The organism is Sphingomonas sp. (assembly GCF_017745215.1).
Lineage (GTDB): Bacteria > Pseudomonadota > Alphaproteobacteria > Sphingomonadales > Sphingomonadaceae > Sphingomonas.
The window spans coordinates 19631-35496 of record NZ_JAGHZV010000021.1 but is presented as its reverse complement, the minus strand read 5'-3'; the positions used below and the strand labels follow the sequence as shown (position 1 = coordinate 35496).

14 protein-coding genes are annotated in these 15866 nt (G+C 69.6%); 6 read left to right on the top strand and 8 right to left on the bottom strand.

All coding sequences use genetic code 11. The features are described from left to right. Nucleotides 1-4: 4 nt before the first annotated feature. Both J7495_RS17560 and J7495_RS17555 read right to left on the bottom strand, forming a co-directional pair. Nucleotides 5-874, bottom strand: coding sequence for a hypothetical protein (locus J7495_RS17560; protein ID WP_294058153.1), 870 nt, complete (start codon nucleotides 872-874; stop codon nucleotides 5-7). Further along, complete coding sequence (locus tag J7495_RS17555) at nucleotides 871-2139, bottom strand: 3-methyl-2-oxobutanoate dehydrogenase (2-methylpropanoyl-transferring) subunit alpha (protein WP_294058152.1); 1269 nt, start codon at nucleotides 2137-2139, stop codon at nucleotides 871-873. The genes J7495_RS17560 and J7495_RS17555 overlap by 4 nt, the downstream gene beginning before the upstream one ends. A gap of 239 nt (nucleotides 2140-2378) precedes the next feature. Between J7495_RS17555 and J7495_RS17550 the strand changes: the two genes are divergently transcribed. From J7495_RS17550 to J7495_RS17535, 4 genes are read left to right on the top strand one after another with little or no spacing between them, the layout of a single operon-like run. Continuing rightward, nucleotides 2379-3125 (top strand): protein ImuA, encoded by a 747-nt coding sequence (locus J7495_RS17550; RefSeq protein ID WP_294058150.1) that lies wholly within the window; start codon nucleotides 2379-2381, stop codon nucleotides 3123-3125. Next, nucleotides 3043-4755 carry a DNA polymerase Y family protein gene (locus J7495_RS17545; RefSeq protein ID WP_294058149.1) on the top strand — a complete coding sequence of 571 codons (1713 nt, stop codon included), beginning with the start codon at nucleotides 3043-3045 and terminating at the stop codon, nucleotides 4753-4755. Before J7495_RS17550 ends, J7495_RS17545 begins: the two co-directional genes overlap by 83 nt. Further along, nucleotides 4752-8096 carry an error-prone DNA polymerase gene (locus J7495_RS17540; protein WP_294058148.1) on the top strand — a complete coding sequence of 1115 codons (3345 nt, stop codon included), beginning with the start codon at nucleotides 4752-4754 and terminating at the stop codon, nucleotides 8094-8096. Before J7495_RS17545 ends, J7495_RS17540 begins: the two co-directional genes overlap by 4 nt. 11 nt (nucleotides 8097-8107) lie before the next feature. Then, nucleotides 8108-8641, top strand: coding sequence for a 2'-5' RNA ligase family protein (locus J7495_RS17535; protein WP_294058146.1), 534 nt, complete (start codon nucleotides 8108-8110; stop codon nucleotides 8639-8641). Nucleotides 8642-8961: 320 nt separating this feature from the next. On the opposite strand, the gene J7495_RS17530 is transcribed toward J7495_RS17535, so the two are convergent. Next, a complete protein-coding gene (locus J7495_RS17530; RefSeq protein ID WP_294058145.1) occupies nucleotides 8962-9969 on the bottom strand; it encodes a fumarylacetoacetate hydrolase family protein in 1008 nt (335 codons plus the stop codon). Between the two features lie 192 nt (nucleotides 9970-10161). Between J7495_RS17530 and J7495_RS17525 the strand changes: the two genes are divergently transcribed. Together J7495_RS17525 and J7495_RS17520 are read left to right on the top strand one after the other, a co-directional pair. Then, nucleotides 10162-11451 (top strand): adenylosuccinate synthase, encoded by a 1290-nt coding sequence (locus J7495_RS17525; RefSeq protein ID WP_294058144.1) that lies wholly within the window; start codon nucleotides 10162-10164, stop codon nucleotides 11449-11451. A 32-nt stretch (nucleotides 11452-11483) separates the two neighbouring features. Continuing rightward, nucleotides 11484-11948, top strand: a complete 465-nt coding sequence (locus J7495_RS17520) for a hypothetical protein (protein WP_294058143.1) — start codon at nucleotides 11484-11486, stop codon at nucleotides 11946-11948. Between the two features lie 18 nt (nucleotides 11949-11966). Here J7495_RS17520 and J7495_RS17515 read toward each other — a convergent pair whose 3' ends face one another. The 5 genes from J7495_RS17515 to J7495_RS17495 all read right to left on the bottom strand — a co-directional run bounded on the left by J7495_RS17515 (nucleotide 11967) and on the right by J7495_RS17495 (nucleotide 15749). After that, the gene (locus J7495_RS17515; RefSeq protein ID WP_294058142.1) at nucleotides 11967-12200 is read right to left on the bottom strand and encodes a hypothetical protein; all 234 of its coding nucleotides are present in this window, start codon (nucleotides 12198-12200) and stop codon (nucleotides 11967-11969) included. Between the two features lie 188 nt (nucleotides 12201-12388). After that, the gene (aroC, locus tag J7495_RS17510) at nucleotides 12389-13456 is read right to left on the bottom strand and encodes a chorismate synthase (RefSeq protein WP_294058141.1); all 1068 of its coding nucleotides are present in this window, start codon (nucleotides 13454-13456) and stop codon (nucleotides 12389-12391) included. After that, nucleotides 13453-13983, bottom strand: coding sequence for an N-acetyltransferase (locus tag J7495_RS17505; RefSeq protein WP_294058140.1), 531 nt, complete (start codon nucleotides 13981-13983; stop codon nucleotides 13453-13455). Before J7495_RS17505 ends, aroC begins: the two co-directional genes overlap by 4 nt. A gap of 5 nt (nucleotides 13984-13988) precedes the next feature. Further along, nucleotides 13989-14792 (bottom strand): enoyl-ACP reductase FabI, encoded by an 804-nt coding sequence (gene fabI, locus J7495_RS17500; RefSeq protein ID WP_294058139.1) that lies wholly within the window; start codon nucleotides 14790-14792, stop codon nucleotides 13989-13991. Between the two features lie 6 nt (nucleotides 14793-14798). After that, nucleotides 14799-15749 (bottom strand): YihY/virulence factor BrkB family protein, encoded by a 951-nt coding sequence (locus J7495_RS17495; RefSeq protein WP_294058138.1) that lies wholly within the window; start codon nucleotides 15747-15749, stop codon nucleotides 14799-14801. Nucleotides 15750-15866 lie beyond the last annotated feature (117 nt).

Below are 15866 nucleotides of genomic sequence, written 5' to 3'. Positions count from 1 at the left end.
ATGCTCAACGCTCCCGTACGATGAAGCGGTCGCCCGCGGCGGCCTGCCAGCCGGCGAGGCGGCGGGCGGCCCCGGTGTCGCCCAGCCCGTCCGCCTCGACGAACAGCTTCACCAGCGGCAGCGCGCGATCGAAGCCCACTCCCTGGTCGTGCGCGAGGCGATGGTCGGCGCCGGCGATCACCAGCGCGTATTTGCCGCCCGCCGGCGAGGATTCGATCGGGAAAAGGTGATCCGCCGGATCGGTCGCGAACTGCGGGACGGTGTCATCGGTGCCGGTGACGATCAGCGTCGGCACGGTGACGCCCTCATAGGAATTGGCGTTGACCAGCCCGGGGATCTTGCCCGGGCTCGAGAAGCCGAGCACCGCCTTGACCGTCGGATCGGCCGCCCGCGCGAGCCCGCCCGCCTGGCAGAGCGCGATCAGCGTGCCGAAGCTGTGGCCGACCGCGAGCACCGGCAGCCCGGGGTATCGCCGCGCGGCATAGGCGGAGAGCGCCTTCATGTCGGCGATCCGCTCGATGAAGACCTGCGCGCGATTGAAGCTCGCGGTGTCGGGATAGGCGGGCGAATCGACCGACAGCGTCGCGAGCACGACGAAGCCTTCGATCGCGAGCACCGCCTGGAGCCGCGCATAGCTGTCGGGCGCCGAGCCATAGCCCGCCGAGAAGAGCACCACGCCCTTGGGCTTGCTGCGCTCGACCTTGGTCTCGAACAGCCGCGTGCTGCGGCTGCCCACGGCGAAGGGCATGTCGGTGGTAATCACATTCACCGGATCGGCAGCGAGCGCGAGTCCGGGCAGTCCGCCCGCGATCCCGAGCACGCCGAGCGCCCCGAACGCAACGCCCGCCCTCAGTAAGTCACGGCGCGCGATCATATGCCGGCCGCCTTCCGCTCGTCGATCATCTGCTGGCATTGCTCCCTGAGGTGCCAGGGCATCTCTTCGAACACTCCTTCGAACATCGTGTCGAACGGCTGGTGCATGCCATGGCCGAGGATGCCGTTCTTCTCGGCTGCCTTCTGCGCCGCCTTGACCTGCTCGGCGCACTCGAGGTCCATCGCCGCCTGGCGTTCCTCGTCCCATTCGCGGAGCGCGATGAGGTGTTCCTTCAAGCGGCGGATCGGGTCGCCGAGCGGCCAGGCATTGGGCTCGCCGGCGCTGCGATAGGCCGAGGGGTCGTCGGAAGTGGAATGGCCTTCGGCGCGGTAGGTGAAATGCTCGATCAGCGTCGGACCCTGGTTGGTCCGCGCACGCTCGGCCGCCCATTGCGTCGCGGCATAGACCGCGAGCGCGTCGTTGCCATCGATGCGCAGCCCGGCGATGCCATAGCCGATCGCGCGCGCCGCGAAGGTGGTCGCCTCGGCGCCGGCGAAGCCCGAGAAGCTCGAGATCGCCCATTGGTTGTTGACGACGTTGAGGATGACCGGCGCCTTGTAGACCGTCGCGAAGGTCAGTGCCGAGTGGAAGTCGCCCTCGGCGGTGCTGCCCTCGCCGCACCAGGTCGCGGCGATCCGCGAATCGCCCTTGGCCGCGCTCGCCATCGCCCAGCCCACCGCCTGGGGATATTGGGTGGTGAGGTTGCCCGAGATCGAGAAGAAGCCGTGGTCCTTCGCCGAATACATGATCGGCAGCTGGCGGCCCATCAGCGGATCGCCCCTGTTCGAATAGATCTGGTTCATCATCGTGATCAGCGGATAGCCGCGCGAGATGAGGATCCCTTGCTGCCGATAGCTGGGGAAGCACATGTCGTCCGACGCGAGCGCCATCGCCGCACCGATCGAGACGGCCTCCTCGCCCAATGACTTCATGTAGAAGCTGGTCTTGCCCTGGCGCTGGGCGCGGAACATCCGCTCGTCGAAGGCGCGGGTGAGCGCCATGTTGCGGAGCATCGTGCGCAGCTGGTCGGCATCGAGCCGCGGGTTCCATGGGCCGACCGCCTGGCCTTCCTCGTCGAGCACGCGGATCAGCGTGTAGGCGAGCTCGTGGAAGCTGTCGGCCTTGTCGGCGGTGTCGGGCCGGCGGGCCGATCCGGCGGGAGGCACCGCCACATCGGAGAAGTCGACGTCGTCGCCGGGCCGGAACCGGGGCTCGGGCACATGCAGCGACAGGGGCGGCAGGTTGGCACGCCGTGGATCGGTCAAGGCTCTCTCCGAATCGGGTTCCGCGTCGCCGGATAACGCGCGGACTCGGGTTCCGGAGCCTGTTATAAAATTTCAAAGGCCGTTGCAACAAGGTCAGTGATGCTGACCTTCTATTTCCCACTCCGGGGCGGTGTCCGATCGGCCAAGCAAGGCTGCGGCTCGGCACAGCTCAAGCATGGCTTGACTCTGTTGGAGATGGGAACAAAATAGGAACAAATCGAGTTCCGAGTCGCAACACCATGCCCGATCCCGTCGTCCTGGCCAAGCTGCGCGAAACGCTGCGCACGCTCGAAACCGGCAGCTTCCGCCGGCGGCCGGTGCTGCCGATGGGAATCGGCGCAGTCGACGAGGCGCTGGCCGACAAGGGGCTGCGGCTCGATGCGCTCCACGAAATCGCGGGCGCGAGCGCGGACCTTGCCGACGATTGCGCGGCGACGCTGTTCATGGCGGGAATCGCCGCACGCGCCTGGGGGCCGGTGCTCTGGGTGGTGCGGCGGCGCGACCTGTTCGCGCCCGGGCTCGCGCAATCGGGGCTGGCGCACAAAAGGCTGCTCTATGCCGAGGCGAGCGACGATGCCGAACTGCTCGCGGTGATGGAGGAGGGGCTCCGGCATCGCGGGCTCGGCGCGGTGGTGGGCGAAGCGAAGCGCGCGGACATGACGGCGACGCGCCGGCTCCAGCTTGCCGCCGAAGGCGGGCGGACGATCGCGCTGCTGATGCGGCGGCACGGGCGCACGACCAGCGATCCGTTCCGCCTGCCCTCGGCGGCGGTGACGCGTTGGCGAGTCGGGACTGCGCCGTCGACGCCGCTGCCGGTGGCGGGGGTGGGTCGCGCGCGCTGGTCGCTCGAGCTGGCGCGGCAGCGCGGCGGCGACGGGGCAAATTGGATCGTGGAGGCATGCGATGAAACGGGTCGCTGCGCTCTGCCTGCCGCATTGGCCGATCGAAAGGCTGCGACGGGCAGGGCCGATCGCCGCGCCGCCTGAGGCAGCCACGCCTTCGGCGAGCCTTGCGCGACTCGCTCGGCAACCCGGCGAGGGCCATTGGCGGCCCGGTGCACGCTGGGCGCAGGGCGAGAGCGACTCGCGCCCCGTCCCCCCGCCCGATTCTGCGCAGGGCGAGGCGCTGGTCACCTCCACTCGCGTAGGCAATCGCAATCTTGTCGCCGCCGCTTCGCCCGAGGCGTTGGCGCTGGGACTCGTGCCAGGCATGGCAATCACTCAGGCGCGCGTGCTCGTCCCCCGGCTCGACATCCGCCCCGCCGACCCGGAGGGCGACGAAACCGCGCGCCGCGCGCTCGCGATCGCGCTGGCGCGACGCTGGTCGCCGGTGGTGGCGCATGGCGAGGAGGGCGTGATCTTCCTCGACCTGACGGGTGTCGCGCATCTGTTCGGCGGCGAGGAAGCGATGGCGCGCCGGCTGTTCCGCCTGCTCGCGCGGCTGGGCCATTCGGCGCGGATCGCCGTGGCGGACACGCCGGGGGCGGCGTGGGCGCTGGTCCAGCACACTTCGCGGGCCGTGACGGTCTGTCCCCCCGCCCGCCACGCCGAAGCGATCGCGTCGCTGCCCCCCGAGGCGCTGCGGATCGAGGGGCCCGCGGCCGAGCTGCTCCGCCGGTTGGGGGTGATCCGCATCGGCACCTTAGCCGCGATGCCGCGCGCGCCGCTGGTCCGCCGCTTCGGCTTCGCGCTCGCGCAGCGGCTCGAGCAGGCGCTGGGCAATCTTCCCGAACCGCTCGAGCCCGTCGTGCCGCCGCAGCTGATCGCGGTCGGCCGCCGCTTCGCCGAGCCGATCCTCACCGCCGAAGCGATCGCGCATTGGCTCGGCCGGCTCGCGCCCGACCTCGCCCAGGCGCTTGCCGAGGCAGGGCAGGGCGCACGGATGGTCGAACTGGTCGCCGACCGCGTCGACGGGGTGCCGCAGCTGATCCGAATCGGCCTCGCGCGCGCCAGCCGCGACCCTGCACATCTCGTCCGGCTGCTCGCGCGGCGGATCGAGAGCATCGAGCCCGGCTATGGCATCGACGCGATCACCCTCCATGTCCGCCGCGCCGAGCCGCTGGGGCCCGAGGAACTCGCCGAGCGGCTCGACGCCGAGACCGGACCTGATCTCGCCCCGCTGGTCGACACGCTCGCCACGCGAATCGGCCATGACCGGCTGTGGCGGTGCGCGCCCCTAGAGAGCGACGTCCCCGAACGCTCGGTCCGGCGCACGGGGGCGCTCGACCCGCCCGAGAGCCGTGGCGCACGGCCGAAACCCGACGACGTCCGCCAGCTCGACCGCGCACCGCCGATGCCGCCGTGGCACCATCGCTGGCCGCGCCCCGCGCGGCTGCTGCGCCGGCCCGAGCGTGTCGATGACGTCATGGCGCTGATGCCCGACCATCCGCCGCGCCGCTTCACCTGGCGCGGCGAGACGCACCGCATCGTCCGCGCCGACGGGCCCGAGCGCGTCCATGGCGAATGGTGGAAGCGGCTCACCGAGGTCCACAGCGTGCGCGACTATTTCCGCGTCGAGGACGAGCAGGGCCGCCGCTACTGGCTGTTCCGCAGCGGCGACGGCGAGCGTGACGTCACCGGCGACCGGAGCTGGTATCTCCACGGGGTGTTCGGATGACCTATTCCGAGCTCCAGGTGACCACGCATTATTCGTTCCTGCGCGGTGCGTCCTCGCCCGACGAGTTGTTCGCCACCGCGGCGCTGATGGGGCTGCCCGCGCTGGGGGTGACCGACCGCAATTCGGTGGCGGGCGTGGTCCGCGCGCTGGTGGCGAGCGAAGCGACGGGGGTGCGGCTCGTCGCCGGCTGCCGGCTCGACCTCGCCGACGGCGCCTCGCTGCTCGTCTGGCCCGAGGACCGGCCGGCGTGGAGCCGGCTCACGCGACTGCTCACCCTCGGCAAGAGCCGCGCCGATGCCCAGCGCGGCGAGAAGGGGAAATGCTTCCTCCATTGGGAGGATGTCGCGGTCCATGCCGAGGGGCTGGTCGCGGCGCTGGTCCCCGGCATCGGCGAAAGCTTTGCCCTTGGGGGGGACGAAATCGCGCTGCGCTGGATGGCCGATCTGTTCGAGGGGCGCGGGCACGTCTGCCTCACCCAACACCGCCGCCCGGGCGATGCGCTGCGGCTCCACGAACTCAACGAAGCGGCAAGGCGCTTCGGCCTCACGCCGCTCGCGACCGGCGACGTGCTCTACCACCATCCCGACAAGAGGATGCTCCAGGACGTGGTGACCGCGATCCGCGAGCGGACCACGATCGACGCGCTCGGCTTCCGCCGCGAGCGCAATGCCGACCGGCATTTGAAGCCGCCCGAGGAAATGGCGCGACGCTTCCAGCCTTGCCCCGAGGCGTTGCGCGCGTCCGAAGCGATCGTCGAGCGCTGCCGCTTCTCGCTGCGCGAGCTCGACTATCAATATCCCGACGAGGTCGTGATGAGCCGCCATACCCCGCAGCGCGCGCTCGAACGGCTCGCCTGGCAATCGCTGCGGGCCAAATTCTCGGGTTTCATGCCCACCCCCTATCGGCGGCTGATGCACAAGGAGCTGCGGCTGGTGCGCAGGCTCCGCTACGCGCCCTATTTCCTGACGGTCAATTCGATCGTCCAATATGCCCGCAGTCAGAAGATCTTGTGCCAGGGGCGCGGCTCGGCGGCGAATTCGCTGATCTGCTATGCGCTTGGCGTCACGTCGATCGATCCGATCCGCCACCAGCTGCTGTTCGAGCGCTTCGTCTCCGGCGCGCGCGGCGAGCCGCCCGACATCGACATCGATTTCGAGCATGAGCGGCGCGAGCAAGTGATCCAGTGGATCTACGACACCTATGGCCAGGACCATGCCGCGCTGACCGCGGTGGTCAGCCGCTATCGCTCGCGCGGGGCGCTGCGCGAGGTCGGCAAGGCGCTCGGCCTGCCCGAGGACCTGACCGCGGCGCTTTCCTCCCAGGTCTGGGGGTCGTCGAACGAGGTCGACGATGGCCATGCCGATTCGCTCAACCTCGATCGTAACGATCCCCGGCTGGCGCTGACCCTGCAGCTCGCGCGCGAGCTGATCGGCACGCCGCGGCACCTCTCGCAGCATCCCGGCGGCTTCGTGCTCACGCGCGACCGGCTCGATTCGCTCGTGCCGATCGAGCCCGCGGCGATGATCGACCGCCGCGTCGTCGAATGGGAGAAGCTCGACATCGAGGAACTCGGCCTGATGAAGGTCGATGTGCTGGGGCTCGGCATGCTCGGCTGCATGCGCCGCGCCTTCGCCCTGCTCGCCGAGCACAAGGGCGTGGATCTCACGCTTGCCTCGGACGTGCTCCAGGCCAACGACCCGCTCACCTTCGCGATGATCCAGAAAGCCGACACGCTCGGCGTCTTCCAGATCGAGAGCCGCGCACAGATGTCGATGCTGCCGCGGATGAAGCCGGTGGACCATTACGACATCACGATCCAGGTCGCGATCGTCCGGCCCGGCCCGATCCAGGGCAACATGGTCCATCCCTATCTCAAGCGCCGGGAGAAGCCCGAGCTGGTCGACTATCCTTCGCCGGCGCTCAAGGATGTGCTGAAGAAGACGCTGGGCGTGCCGCTGTTCCAGGAACAGGCGATGCAGGTGGCGATCGTCGGCGCGGGCTTCACGCCGACCGAGGCGGACAGGCTCCGGCGCGCGATGGCGACCTTCAAGTCGAGCGGCGACATCGGCGAGTTCGGCCCCAAGCTGATCGCCGGCATGCTCGAGCGCGGGATCAGCCGCGACTTCGCCGAACGGCTCGTCGAGCAGATCAAGGGGTTCAGCAACTATGGTTTCCCCGAGAGCCATGCCGCGAGCTTCGCCAGGATCGCCTATGCCTCGAGCTGGATGAAGTGCCGGCACCCCGACGTGTTCTGCGCCGCGCTGCTCAATGCCCAGCCGATGGGCTTCTATGCGCCCGCGCAGATCATCCGCGACGCGCGCGAACATGGCGTCGAGGCGCGGCCGGTGTGCGTCAACGACAGCTCGTGGGACACGCGGCTGCTCGCAGGGCCCGGCGATTCGACGCGGGTGCGGGGACGCTTCTGCGGCGGCGATGGCGATTGGGCGGCGCTGCTGCCGCTGCGGCTCGGCATGCATGTCGTGCAGGGCCTGGCGGAGACGGATGCGACTCGGATCCTCGACGCGCGCGCCGCCGGCGGGCCCTTCGCGTCGGTCGAGGAACTCTGGCGCCGCTCCGGAGTGAAGCCTGCGGCGCTGGAACGGCTGGCGCGTGCGGACGGCTTCCGCTCGCTCGGGCTCGCGCGGCGCGAGGCGCTGTGGGCGGTCAAGGCGCTCGGCCAGGCGCCGCTGCCGCTGCTCGCCGCGGCGGATGCGCGCGAGGGGTTCGTGGTGCCCGAGGCGGTCGAGCCGCATGTCATGCTCGCGCCGCTCACCGAAGGTGCCGAAGTGGTCGAGGATTATCGCGCGACGCAGCTGTCGCTCCGCGCGCACCCGCTCGCCTTCCTGCGCGATCGGCTCTCGGCGCGGCGGATCGCGCGATGCGGCGATCTCCTGCAGATGCGGGACGGCGACGCTGTCGAAGTCGCTGGGCTGATCCTCGTCCGCCAGCGGCCGGGCAGCGCCAAGGGGGTGGTGTTCGTGACGCTCGAGGACGAGACCGGCATCGCCAATGCGGTGCTGTGGCGCGACCGGTTCGAGGCCAATCGCCGCATCGTCATGTCGGCGACGATGCTGGCCATTCGAGGGCGCGTGCAGCGCGAGGGGCTGGTGATCCACCTCGTCGCCGAGGAACTGACCGACCTGACGCCCATGCTGCGCGAAGTCGCCGGGCTCGAGCTGCCGCGACTGACCATGCCTGGCGACGGCGCGACGCACGGCGGCGAGATCGACCCGCGCGACCGGATCAAGCTGCCCCGCCAGCGTCCCGCCGACAGCTGGCCGCCACGCCGCAGCCTCAAGGCGCCTGATCTGATCCCGGTGCGCTCGCGCGACTTTCATTGAGGACCGGATCCGTGCTGCTCCACCGCCTCTTCTTCGCGCTGCTGCCCCCCTTCGTGCAGCGCAACCTCATCGCGGTGCACCGCGATGCCTTCCCCGGCGCGACGAGCCTCGTCGCCAACGACCGGCTCCACAAGACGCTCGCGATCGCCGGTGATTTCGAGCGATTCCCCAAGGCCGTGGCTGAGGCGATGCTGGCGATCGGCGCGGCGGTGGCGCTCGGTCCCTTCGCGGTGCGGCTCGACCGGCTCTCGGGCAGCAACCGGTCGATCGCGCTGCGCCCGAGCCGCCGCTCGGCCGGCCTCGCCGAGCTCAGTCGCCAGTTGGCCGAGCCGCTCCGCCGCCACGGCCTGGCACGCGACGGCTGGAGCTTCAGCCCGCACGTCACGCTGCTCTACCGCAACGGCGCGCCCTTCCAGCAACCGATCGAGCCGATCGGTTGGGACGCGACCGACTTCGTGCTGATCCACAGCGTGGTGGGTGCGACCCGGCATGTCGAGCTGGGGCGCTGGCGGCTCGAGTCGCGGCAGGGGGCGTTCGGCTTTTGAGGACGAGGCTTTCGCCGGGATGACGGTTGAGGGTTAGGTCGGCCTGGGTCGGGCGCACCCGCTCAAGTGACGACGATGTCCCGCGGATCGATCGGCCATGGGTTGCAAAATAGGAGTTGAGACGCGACCCTGGCCGCGCTCTTTCGTATCGTCGATCCAGCCCAGCGCTCATCCAGGGGCCGACGCGTGTTCGCTTCCCCCGGATGGGATTTTTTCAGATGATTGGTGTCAACCGTGTAAACTGTATTGCATAAATAATACACTGAGGCGCCTCGCCGTCCGCCTGCGCGGCCCCCCGGGCGGATCGCGACTGCCCCGACCTATCCCGCCACCACGGTCTGCTCGATCACCCCGAACACCGGGTGATGCTTGTCGTCCTCCACCCAGATGCGCACCGTGTCGCCGGCCTTGAGGAACGGCGTCTCGGGCGAGCCGCGCAGGATCGTCTCGACCGTGCGGACCTCGGCGATGCACGAATAGCCCAGCCCCCCCTCGGCGATCGGTTTGCCCGGGCCGCCGTCGGCGTCGCGGTTCGAGACGGTGCCCGAGCCGATGATCGTTCCCGCGCCGAGGCTGCGCGTCTTCGCGGCGTGCGCGATCAGCGTGCCGAAGTCGAAGGTCATGTCGACGTTCGCGGCGGCGCGGCCGAAGGGCTTGCCGTTGAGGTCGACCATCAGCGTGCGGTGGAGCTTGCCGTCCTGCCACCAAGGCCCAAGCGCATCGGGGGTGACGAACACCGGCGAGAAGGCGCTCGCCGGCTTGGACTGGAAGAAGCCGAAGCCCTTGGCGAGCTCGGGCGGGATGAGGTTGCGCAGCGACACGTCGTTGGTGAGCCCGACGAGACGGATGCTCGCCAGCGCGTCCTCGCGGCTCACGCCCTGCGGCACGTCGCCGGTGACGACGACGACTTCGGCCTCCATGTCGCCGCCCCAGCTTTCGTCGGCGAGCGGGATCGAATCGCGCGGGCCCAGGAAGCCGTCCGATCCGCCCTGGTACATCAGCGGGTCCTGCCAGAAGCTCTCGGGCATCTCGGCGCCGCGCGATTGGCGGACGAGCGCGACGTGGTTCACATAGGCCGAGCCGTCGGCCCATTGGAACGATCGCGGCAGCGGCGCGGCGGCGAGCCGCTCGTGGAAGCGTTCGCGCGGGATCGCCTCATGCTCGAGGTCGGTGGCGAGGTTGCGCAGGTCGCCTTCGACTCGGTCCCAGTCGTCGAGCGCTGCCTGGAGCGTCGGCGCGATCATCGCCGCGCTGGCGTACCAGGCGAGGTCGTTCGAGACGACGACGAGCTTGCCGTCGCGGCCGTGCTTCAGGCTCGCCAATTTCATGCCGATGTTCTCCTCTCGCCGCCTCCCATAGCGTGCCGCATCGCGATGTCGACTCACCCCTTGACGCTGAACGCGCATCGCTTCATTGGCGCCCCCGCCCGGCAAGGCCCGGGTCCATCGCTAGAATGCCCAGCCGCCGAGTCCTGTCGAAGGGCGGCCTGGGTCCGCCCCGGCAGGCGGAGACGCGCATCCATGGCAAATGTCGCAGTGATCGGCGCCCAATGGGGCGATGAAGGCAAGGGCAAGATCGTCGACTGGCTCGCCGAGCGGGCGGACGTCGTCGTGCGCTTCCAGGGCGGGCACAATGCCGGCCACACGCTCGTCGTCGGCGAGAAGGTCTACAAGCTCTCGCTGCTCCCCTCGGGCATCGTGCGCGGCACGCCGAGCGTGATCGGCAACGGCGTGGTGCTCGATCCGTGGGCGTTGAAGGCCGAAGTCGAGAAGCTGCGCGGCCAGGGCGTCGACATCACCCCCGACACGCTGATGATCGCCGACACCTGCCCGCTGATCCTCCCGTTCCACGGCGAGCTCGACGGCCTCCGCGAGGATGCGAGCGGCGCGGGCAAGATCGGCACCACGCGGCGCGGCATCGGGCCGGCCTATGAGGACAAGGTCGGCCGCCGCGCGATCCGCGTGTGCGATCTCGACCATCTCGACGAATTGGAGCCCCAGCTCGACCGCTTGCTCGCGCACCATGACGCGCTGCGTGCCGGCTTCGGCGTCGCGCCGATCGACCGTGCCGCGCTGGTCGCGAGCCTCAAGGAGATCGCGGGCTTCGTGCTGCCGTTTGCCCAGCCGGTGTGGCGGATGCTGAACGAGGCGCGGTCGCGCGGGCGGCGCATCCTGTTCGAAGGCGCGCAGGGCGTGCTGCTCGACATCGATCATGGCACCTATCCGTTCGTGACCTCGTCCAACACCGTGGCGGGCACCGCCTCGGCCGGGTCGGGGCTGGGGCCGAGCGGCGTCGGCTACGTCCTCGGCATCGCCAAGGCCTATACGACGCGCGTCGGCTCGGGGCCTTTCCCGGCGGAGCAGGCGAACGAGGTCGGCGACCGGCTGGGCGAGCGCGGGCATGAGTTCGGCACCGTCACCGGGCGCAAGCGGCGCTGCGGCTGGTTCGACGCGGTGCTGGTGCGCCAGTCGGCGGCGGTTTCGGGGATCACCGGCATCGCGCTGACCAAGCTCGACGTGCTCGACGGGTTCGACGAGATCCGGATCTGCGTCGGCTATCGCCTGCGCGACCGCGAGCTCGACTATTACCCCGCCAACGCTGCCGACCAGGCTGCGATCGAGCCGGTCTACGAGACGATGCCCGGCTGGAGCGAATCGACCGCCGGCGCGAGGAGCTGGGCGCAGCTCCCGGCGCAGGCGATCAAGTACATCCGCCGGATCGAGGAACTGATCCGCTGCCCGGTCGCGCTGGTCTCGACCAGCCCCGAGCGCGAGGACACGATCCTCGTTCGCGATCCCTTCGCCGACTAGCTGCGTGGATCATGCGCTGCTAGGATCAGCGCATGACCCCCGAAGAAAAACGCCCCTTGCTGAAGGAGGAATATTTCTACCTCCAGGGTGTCGTCGAGAAATTCGACGACAAGAGCCTGCAGATCAAGGGCTGGAGCGTCACGGCGTGTCTTGTCGGCGCGGCAGGTGCGACGATCGCCAAGGAAGTGTCGGTCGAGGCGCGGGTGCTGGTCTATTGGCTCTGCTGCTTCGGGGCGCTTTGCTTCTGGTGGATCGATGCCGGCTGGAAGCATTTCCAGCGGAGCTATTATCCGCGCATCGTCGCGATCGAGAAGAGCTTCGCCGACAAGGATCCGGCCGGCGACTCGATTGCGCCGCTGCAAGTCACCCACGCCTTCTTCGGCGGGGCGGAACCGCCGCAGCGCAGCTCGGTGCTCCGCAGTGCGCTCATGCCGCATGTCCTCCTGCCGCATCTGGTGATCGCGATCCTCTGCGCCGGGCTTGCGCTCTGGCGCTAGAGGATCGCACGTGGTCGTTCAGCCGGGCGGATTGGCGTCCGGGGTGGGCGACGGGCTCGGCATCGGATCGGGTGCGGGGGCTGGTGTCGGAGTCGGCGAGGCCGTTGGGCTTGGCGTCGGAGTAGGGGTGGGCGCCGGCGCGGTCTGGAGGTTGTCGCGCGGCGGCGGGGCATCCTGCACCGGCACCGCCGAATAGGCAGCGGCCGAGCAGCCGCAAAGGGTCAAGGTCGCGGCAAGCTTGCTGAATCGCATGTCAGTCTCCCGATTTCCCCTGTGAATGGCGGAACGCGCCGCCGGGGTCGCGGGTGCACGACGACGCGACGGCCCATCGGACGTCGCCGCCGCCCTAGCGGGAGATGTTCGTCATCCGCGTCGAGCCGAGCGCGGTGCCGGCTGCGACCAAGTGAAGACGCGCCGCTTCCGGGGCGCGTTCCCTCGCTTCAACCGCACTGCGCGCGGTGGAGCAGCTTCTGGTCGGCGAGCACGAGCGCCATCATCGCCTCGACCACGGGCGCGCCGCGGATGCCGACGCAGGGGTCGTGGCGGCCCTTGGTCGTGATCTCGGTGGCCTCGCCCTCCCGGGTGATCGTCTCGACCGGCGTGAGGATCGAGCTGGTCGGCTTGAACGCGACGCGCAGCTTCACCGGCTGGCCGGTCGAGATGCCGCCGGTGATCCCGCCGGCGTGGTTGGCGAGGAACTCGGGGTGATTGGTGCCGGGGCGGATCGCATCGGCATTCTCCTCGCCCGAGAGCAAGGCCGCGCCGAAGCCGTCGCCGATCTCGACGCCCTTCACGGCGTTGATCGACATGGCGGCGGCGGCGAGCTCGCTGTCGAGCTTGGCGTAGATCGGCGCGCCCCAGCCCGGCGGCACCCCGGTCGCTTCGCAGGCGATCACCGCGCCCAGCGACGAGCCCGCCTTGCGCGCGGCGTCGACCAGCGCTTCGCAGCGCATCGCCGCGGCAGCGTCGGGGCAGAAGAAGGGATTGCGGTCGATCTCGGCGGCGTCGAAATTCTCGCCGTCGATCCGGTCGTCGCCAATCGATTCGACCCAGGCGCGGATCGAGACCTCGGGGATCACCAGCCGCGCGACCGCGCCCGCCGCCACCCGCGCGGCCGTCTCGCGCGCCGAGGCACGGCCGCCGCCGCGATAGTCGCGGAAGCCGTATTTCCGGTCATAGGCATAATCGGCATGGCCGGGGCGATAGGCCTTGGCGACGTCCGAATAATCCTTCGAGCGCTGGTCGACATTCTCGATCATCAGGCTGATCGGCGTGCCCGTGGTGCGCCCGTCGAACACGCCCGAGAGAATGCGGACCTGGTCGGGTTCCTGGCGCTGGGTGGTGAAGCGCGACTGGCCCGGGCGGCGCTTGTCGAGGAAGGGCTGGATGTCCGCCTCGCTCAGCGCGAGCCCGGGTGGGCAGCCGTCGACGACCGCGCCCAGCGCGGGGCCGTGGCTTTCCCCCCAGGTGGTGAAGCGGAAGACGCGGCCGAAGGTGTTGTAGCTCAATTGGTCTCGCCCAGTTTCGCGAAGGCCCGCGCATGCGCCGCCTCGCCGCGCACGCCGCACGGCATCGCGCCGCCCTGCAGCGGCAGCGCCATCAGATAGTCGCCCGCATAGGGCGAGGCAAATCCGCGCGCCCAATCGGCGGCGAAGCCGAAGCGCTGGTAGTAATCGGGTTCGCCGAGCACGAAGCACAGTGTCGCGCCCGCTTCGCGTAGATGGTCGAGCCCGGCCTGGATCAGCCCCTCGGCGACGCCCTGGCGCCGGTAGTCCGCTTCGACCGCGACGGGCGCCAGCGCGACCGCGGCGACTTGCTTGCCGTCCACGTCCGCCGTCATCCGGCTGAACGCGACCATGCCCGCCATCGCGCCGGTCTCCTCGTCGTCGGCGACGAGCGTCAGCACCATGTCGCCGTCGATGCAAAGCCGCTGCACCAGCCGGGCTTCGTCGGCGGCGGGGAAAGCGCGGCGCAGCAGCGCGTCGATCGCGGCCACGTCGCCGCCGGTCGCGGGGCGGATCGCGATCGTCGTCATCGCGGTCAGGAAAGCGCGATGTCGGGCGCGTCCTCGGCCTTCATGCCGATCGCATTGTAGCCGGCGTCGACATAATGGATCTCGCCGGTCACGCCCGAGGCGAGGTCCGAGAGCAGGTAGAGCCCGGCGCCGCCGACATCCTCGATCGTGACGTTGCGCTTGAGCGGCGAGTTGAGCTCGTTCCACTTGAGGATGTAGCGGAAGTCGCCGATCCCCGAGGCGGCGAGCGTCTTGATCGGGCCCGCCGAGATGCAGTTCACCCGGACATTGTCGCGCCCCAGGTCGACCGCGAGATACTTGACCGAGGTCTCGAGCGCGGACTTGGCGACGCCCATGACGTTATAGTGCGGCACCACCTTCGCGGCGCCGTAATAGCTGAGCGTCAGCAGGCTGCCGCCGTTGGGCATCATTTCGCGCGCGCGCTTGGCGACCGCGGTGAAGCTGAACACCGAGATGTTCATCGTCATCAGGAAATTGTCGAGGCTGGTATCGTAATAGCGGCCGCGCAGCTCGTTCTTGTCCGAGAAGCCGATCGCATGGACGACGAAGTCGATCGTCGGCCAGCGCGCGGCGAGCGTCGCGAAGGCCACGTCGAGCGAGTCCATCTCGGCGACGTCGCACTCGATGAGGAAGTCCGAGCCGAGTTGCTCGGCGAGCGGGCGGACGCGCTTCTCGAGCGCTTCGCCCTGGTAGGAAAAGGCGAGCTCGGCGCCTTGCTCCGCCAGCTTCTGGGCGATGCCCCAGGCCAGCGAACGATCGTTGGCGAGCCCCATGATCAGCCCGCGCTTACCCTGCATCAGTCCGGTCACTACCGATCAACCTCCATTTTCCCGCTCCTCTAGACCGTTACCGGGCGCTTCCGCCAGTGCGGCGTTGAGTTCGGCGCCGAGCACGAGCCCCAGTCCGACGATGAAGAAGAAGATCAGGGCGATCATGGCGCCGGCGAGGCTCCCGTAGGTCAGGTCGTAGCTGGTGACGCTGGCGAGGATGCCGGGGAGCAGCGCCGTGGTGGCGAGCCACCAGCCGGTGGTGAGCGCCGCGCCCGGCCATTTGGGGCATTTCGACTTGCGATAGGTGCCGGGGGTCAGCGAGTAGAACAGCATGTAGAGCGCGCCGAACAGCGCGAGTCCGGGCGCGAGGCGGGTGAGCGAGATCGTCCGCTGCGCGTCGGAGGCGAAGGGGAAGACGCGGTAGAGGAACTGCTCCGCGGCGGTGAGCGCGACCTGGAAGCTGAAGGCGGCCATCACCAGGATCACCGAGCCGACGATCAGCCCGATCGCGCCGAGCCGATAGCGCCAGAACGGCGTGCGCGAGCGGACGCCATAGGCCTGGCGCAGGATGCCGCGGATCGTCTCGATGAAGCCGGCGGTGGTCCACAGCCCGACGATCGCGCCGAACCAGAGGAGACTGCCGGTCCGCGCCTCCAGCACGTCGTGCACCGGCTGGCGCAGCACCGTCGCCACGTCGGGCGGCACGGTGCGCAGGAAGGCGTCGAGCGCGTGCAGGCCTTCGCCGGTCTTGCCGATCAGCCGCGCGAAGGCGGCGGCGACGATGAAGAAGGGGAAGAGCGTGACGAGGCTGAGATAGGCGAGGTTGCCAGCGAAGGTGAATCCGTCCTCGAAGGTGCCGACCACCACGCGCTTGAGGATGACCCAGCTCTTGTCGAGGAACCCGCGGATGCCGCGCCGGTGCTGCGGGCGCGTTCCCAGCCCCAAGCGCCGCGCCTCGGGCGATTCGGGGGAGATGCCTGCGGGTTGCTCGACCACGGGGACTCTTCGTTGGTTTCAGCTGCGCTGAAACGGTTTCGGCACCGGCCCGCTCCCCCACCCGGCCACCCAACGCCAGTATCCTATGGGTGGCCGGGTGGGGGAGCGGGCCGGTGC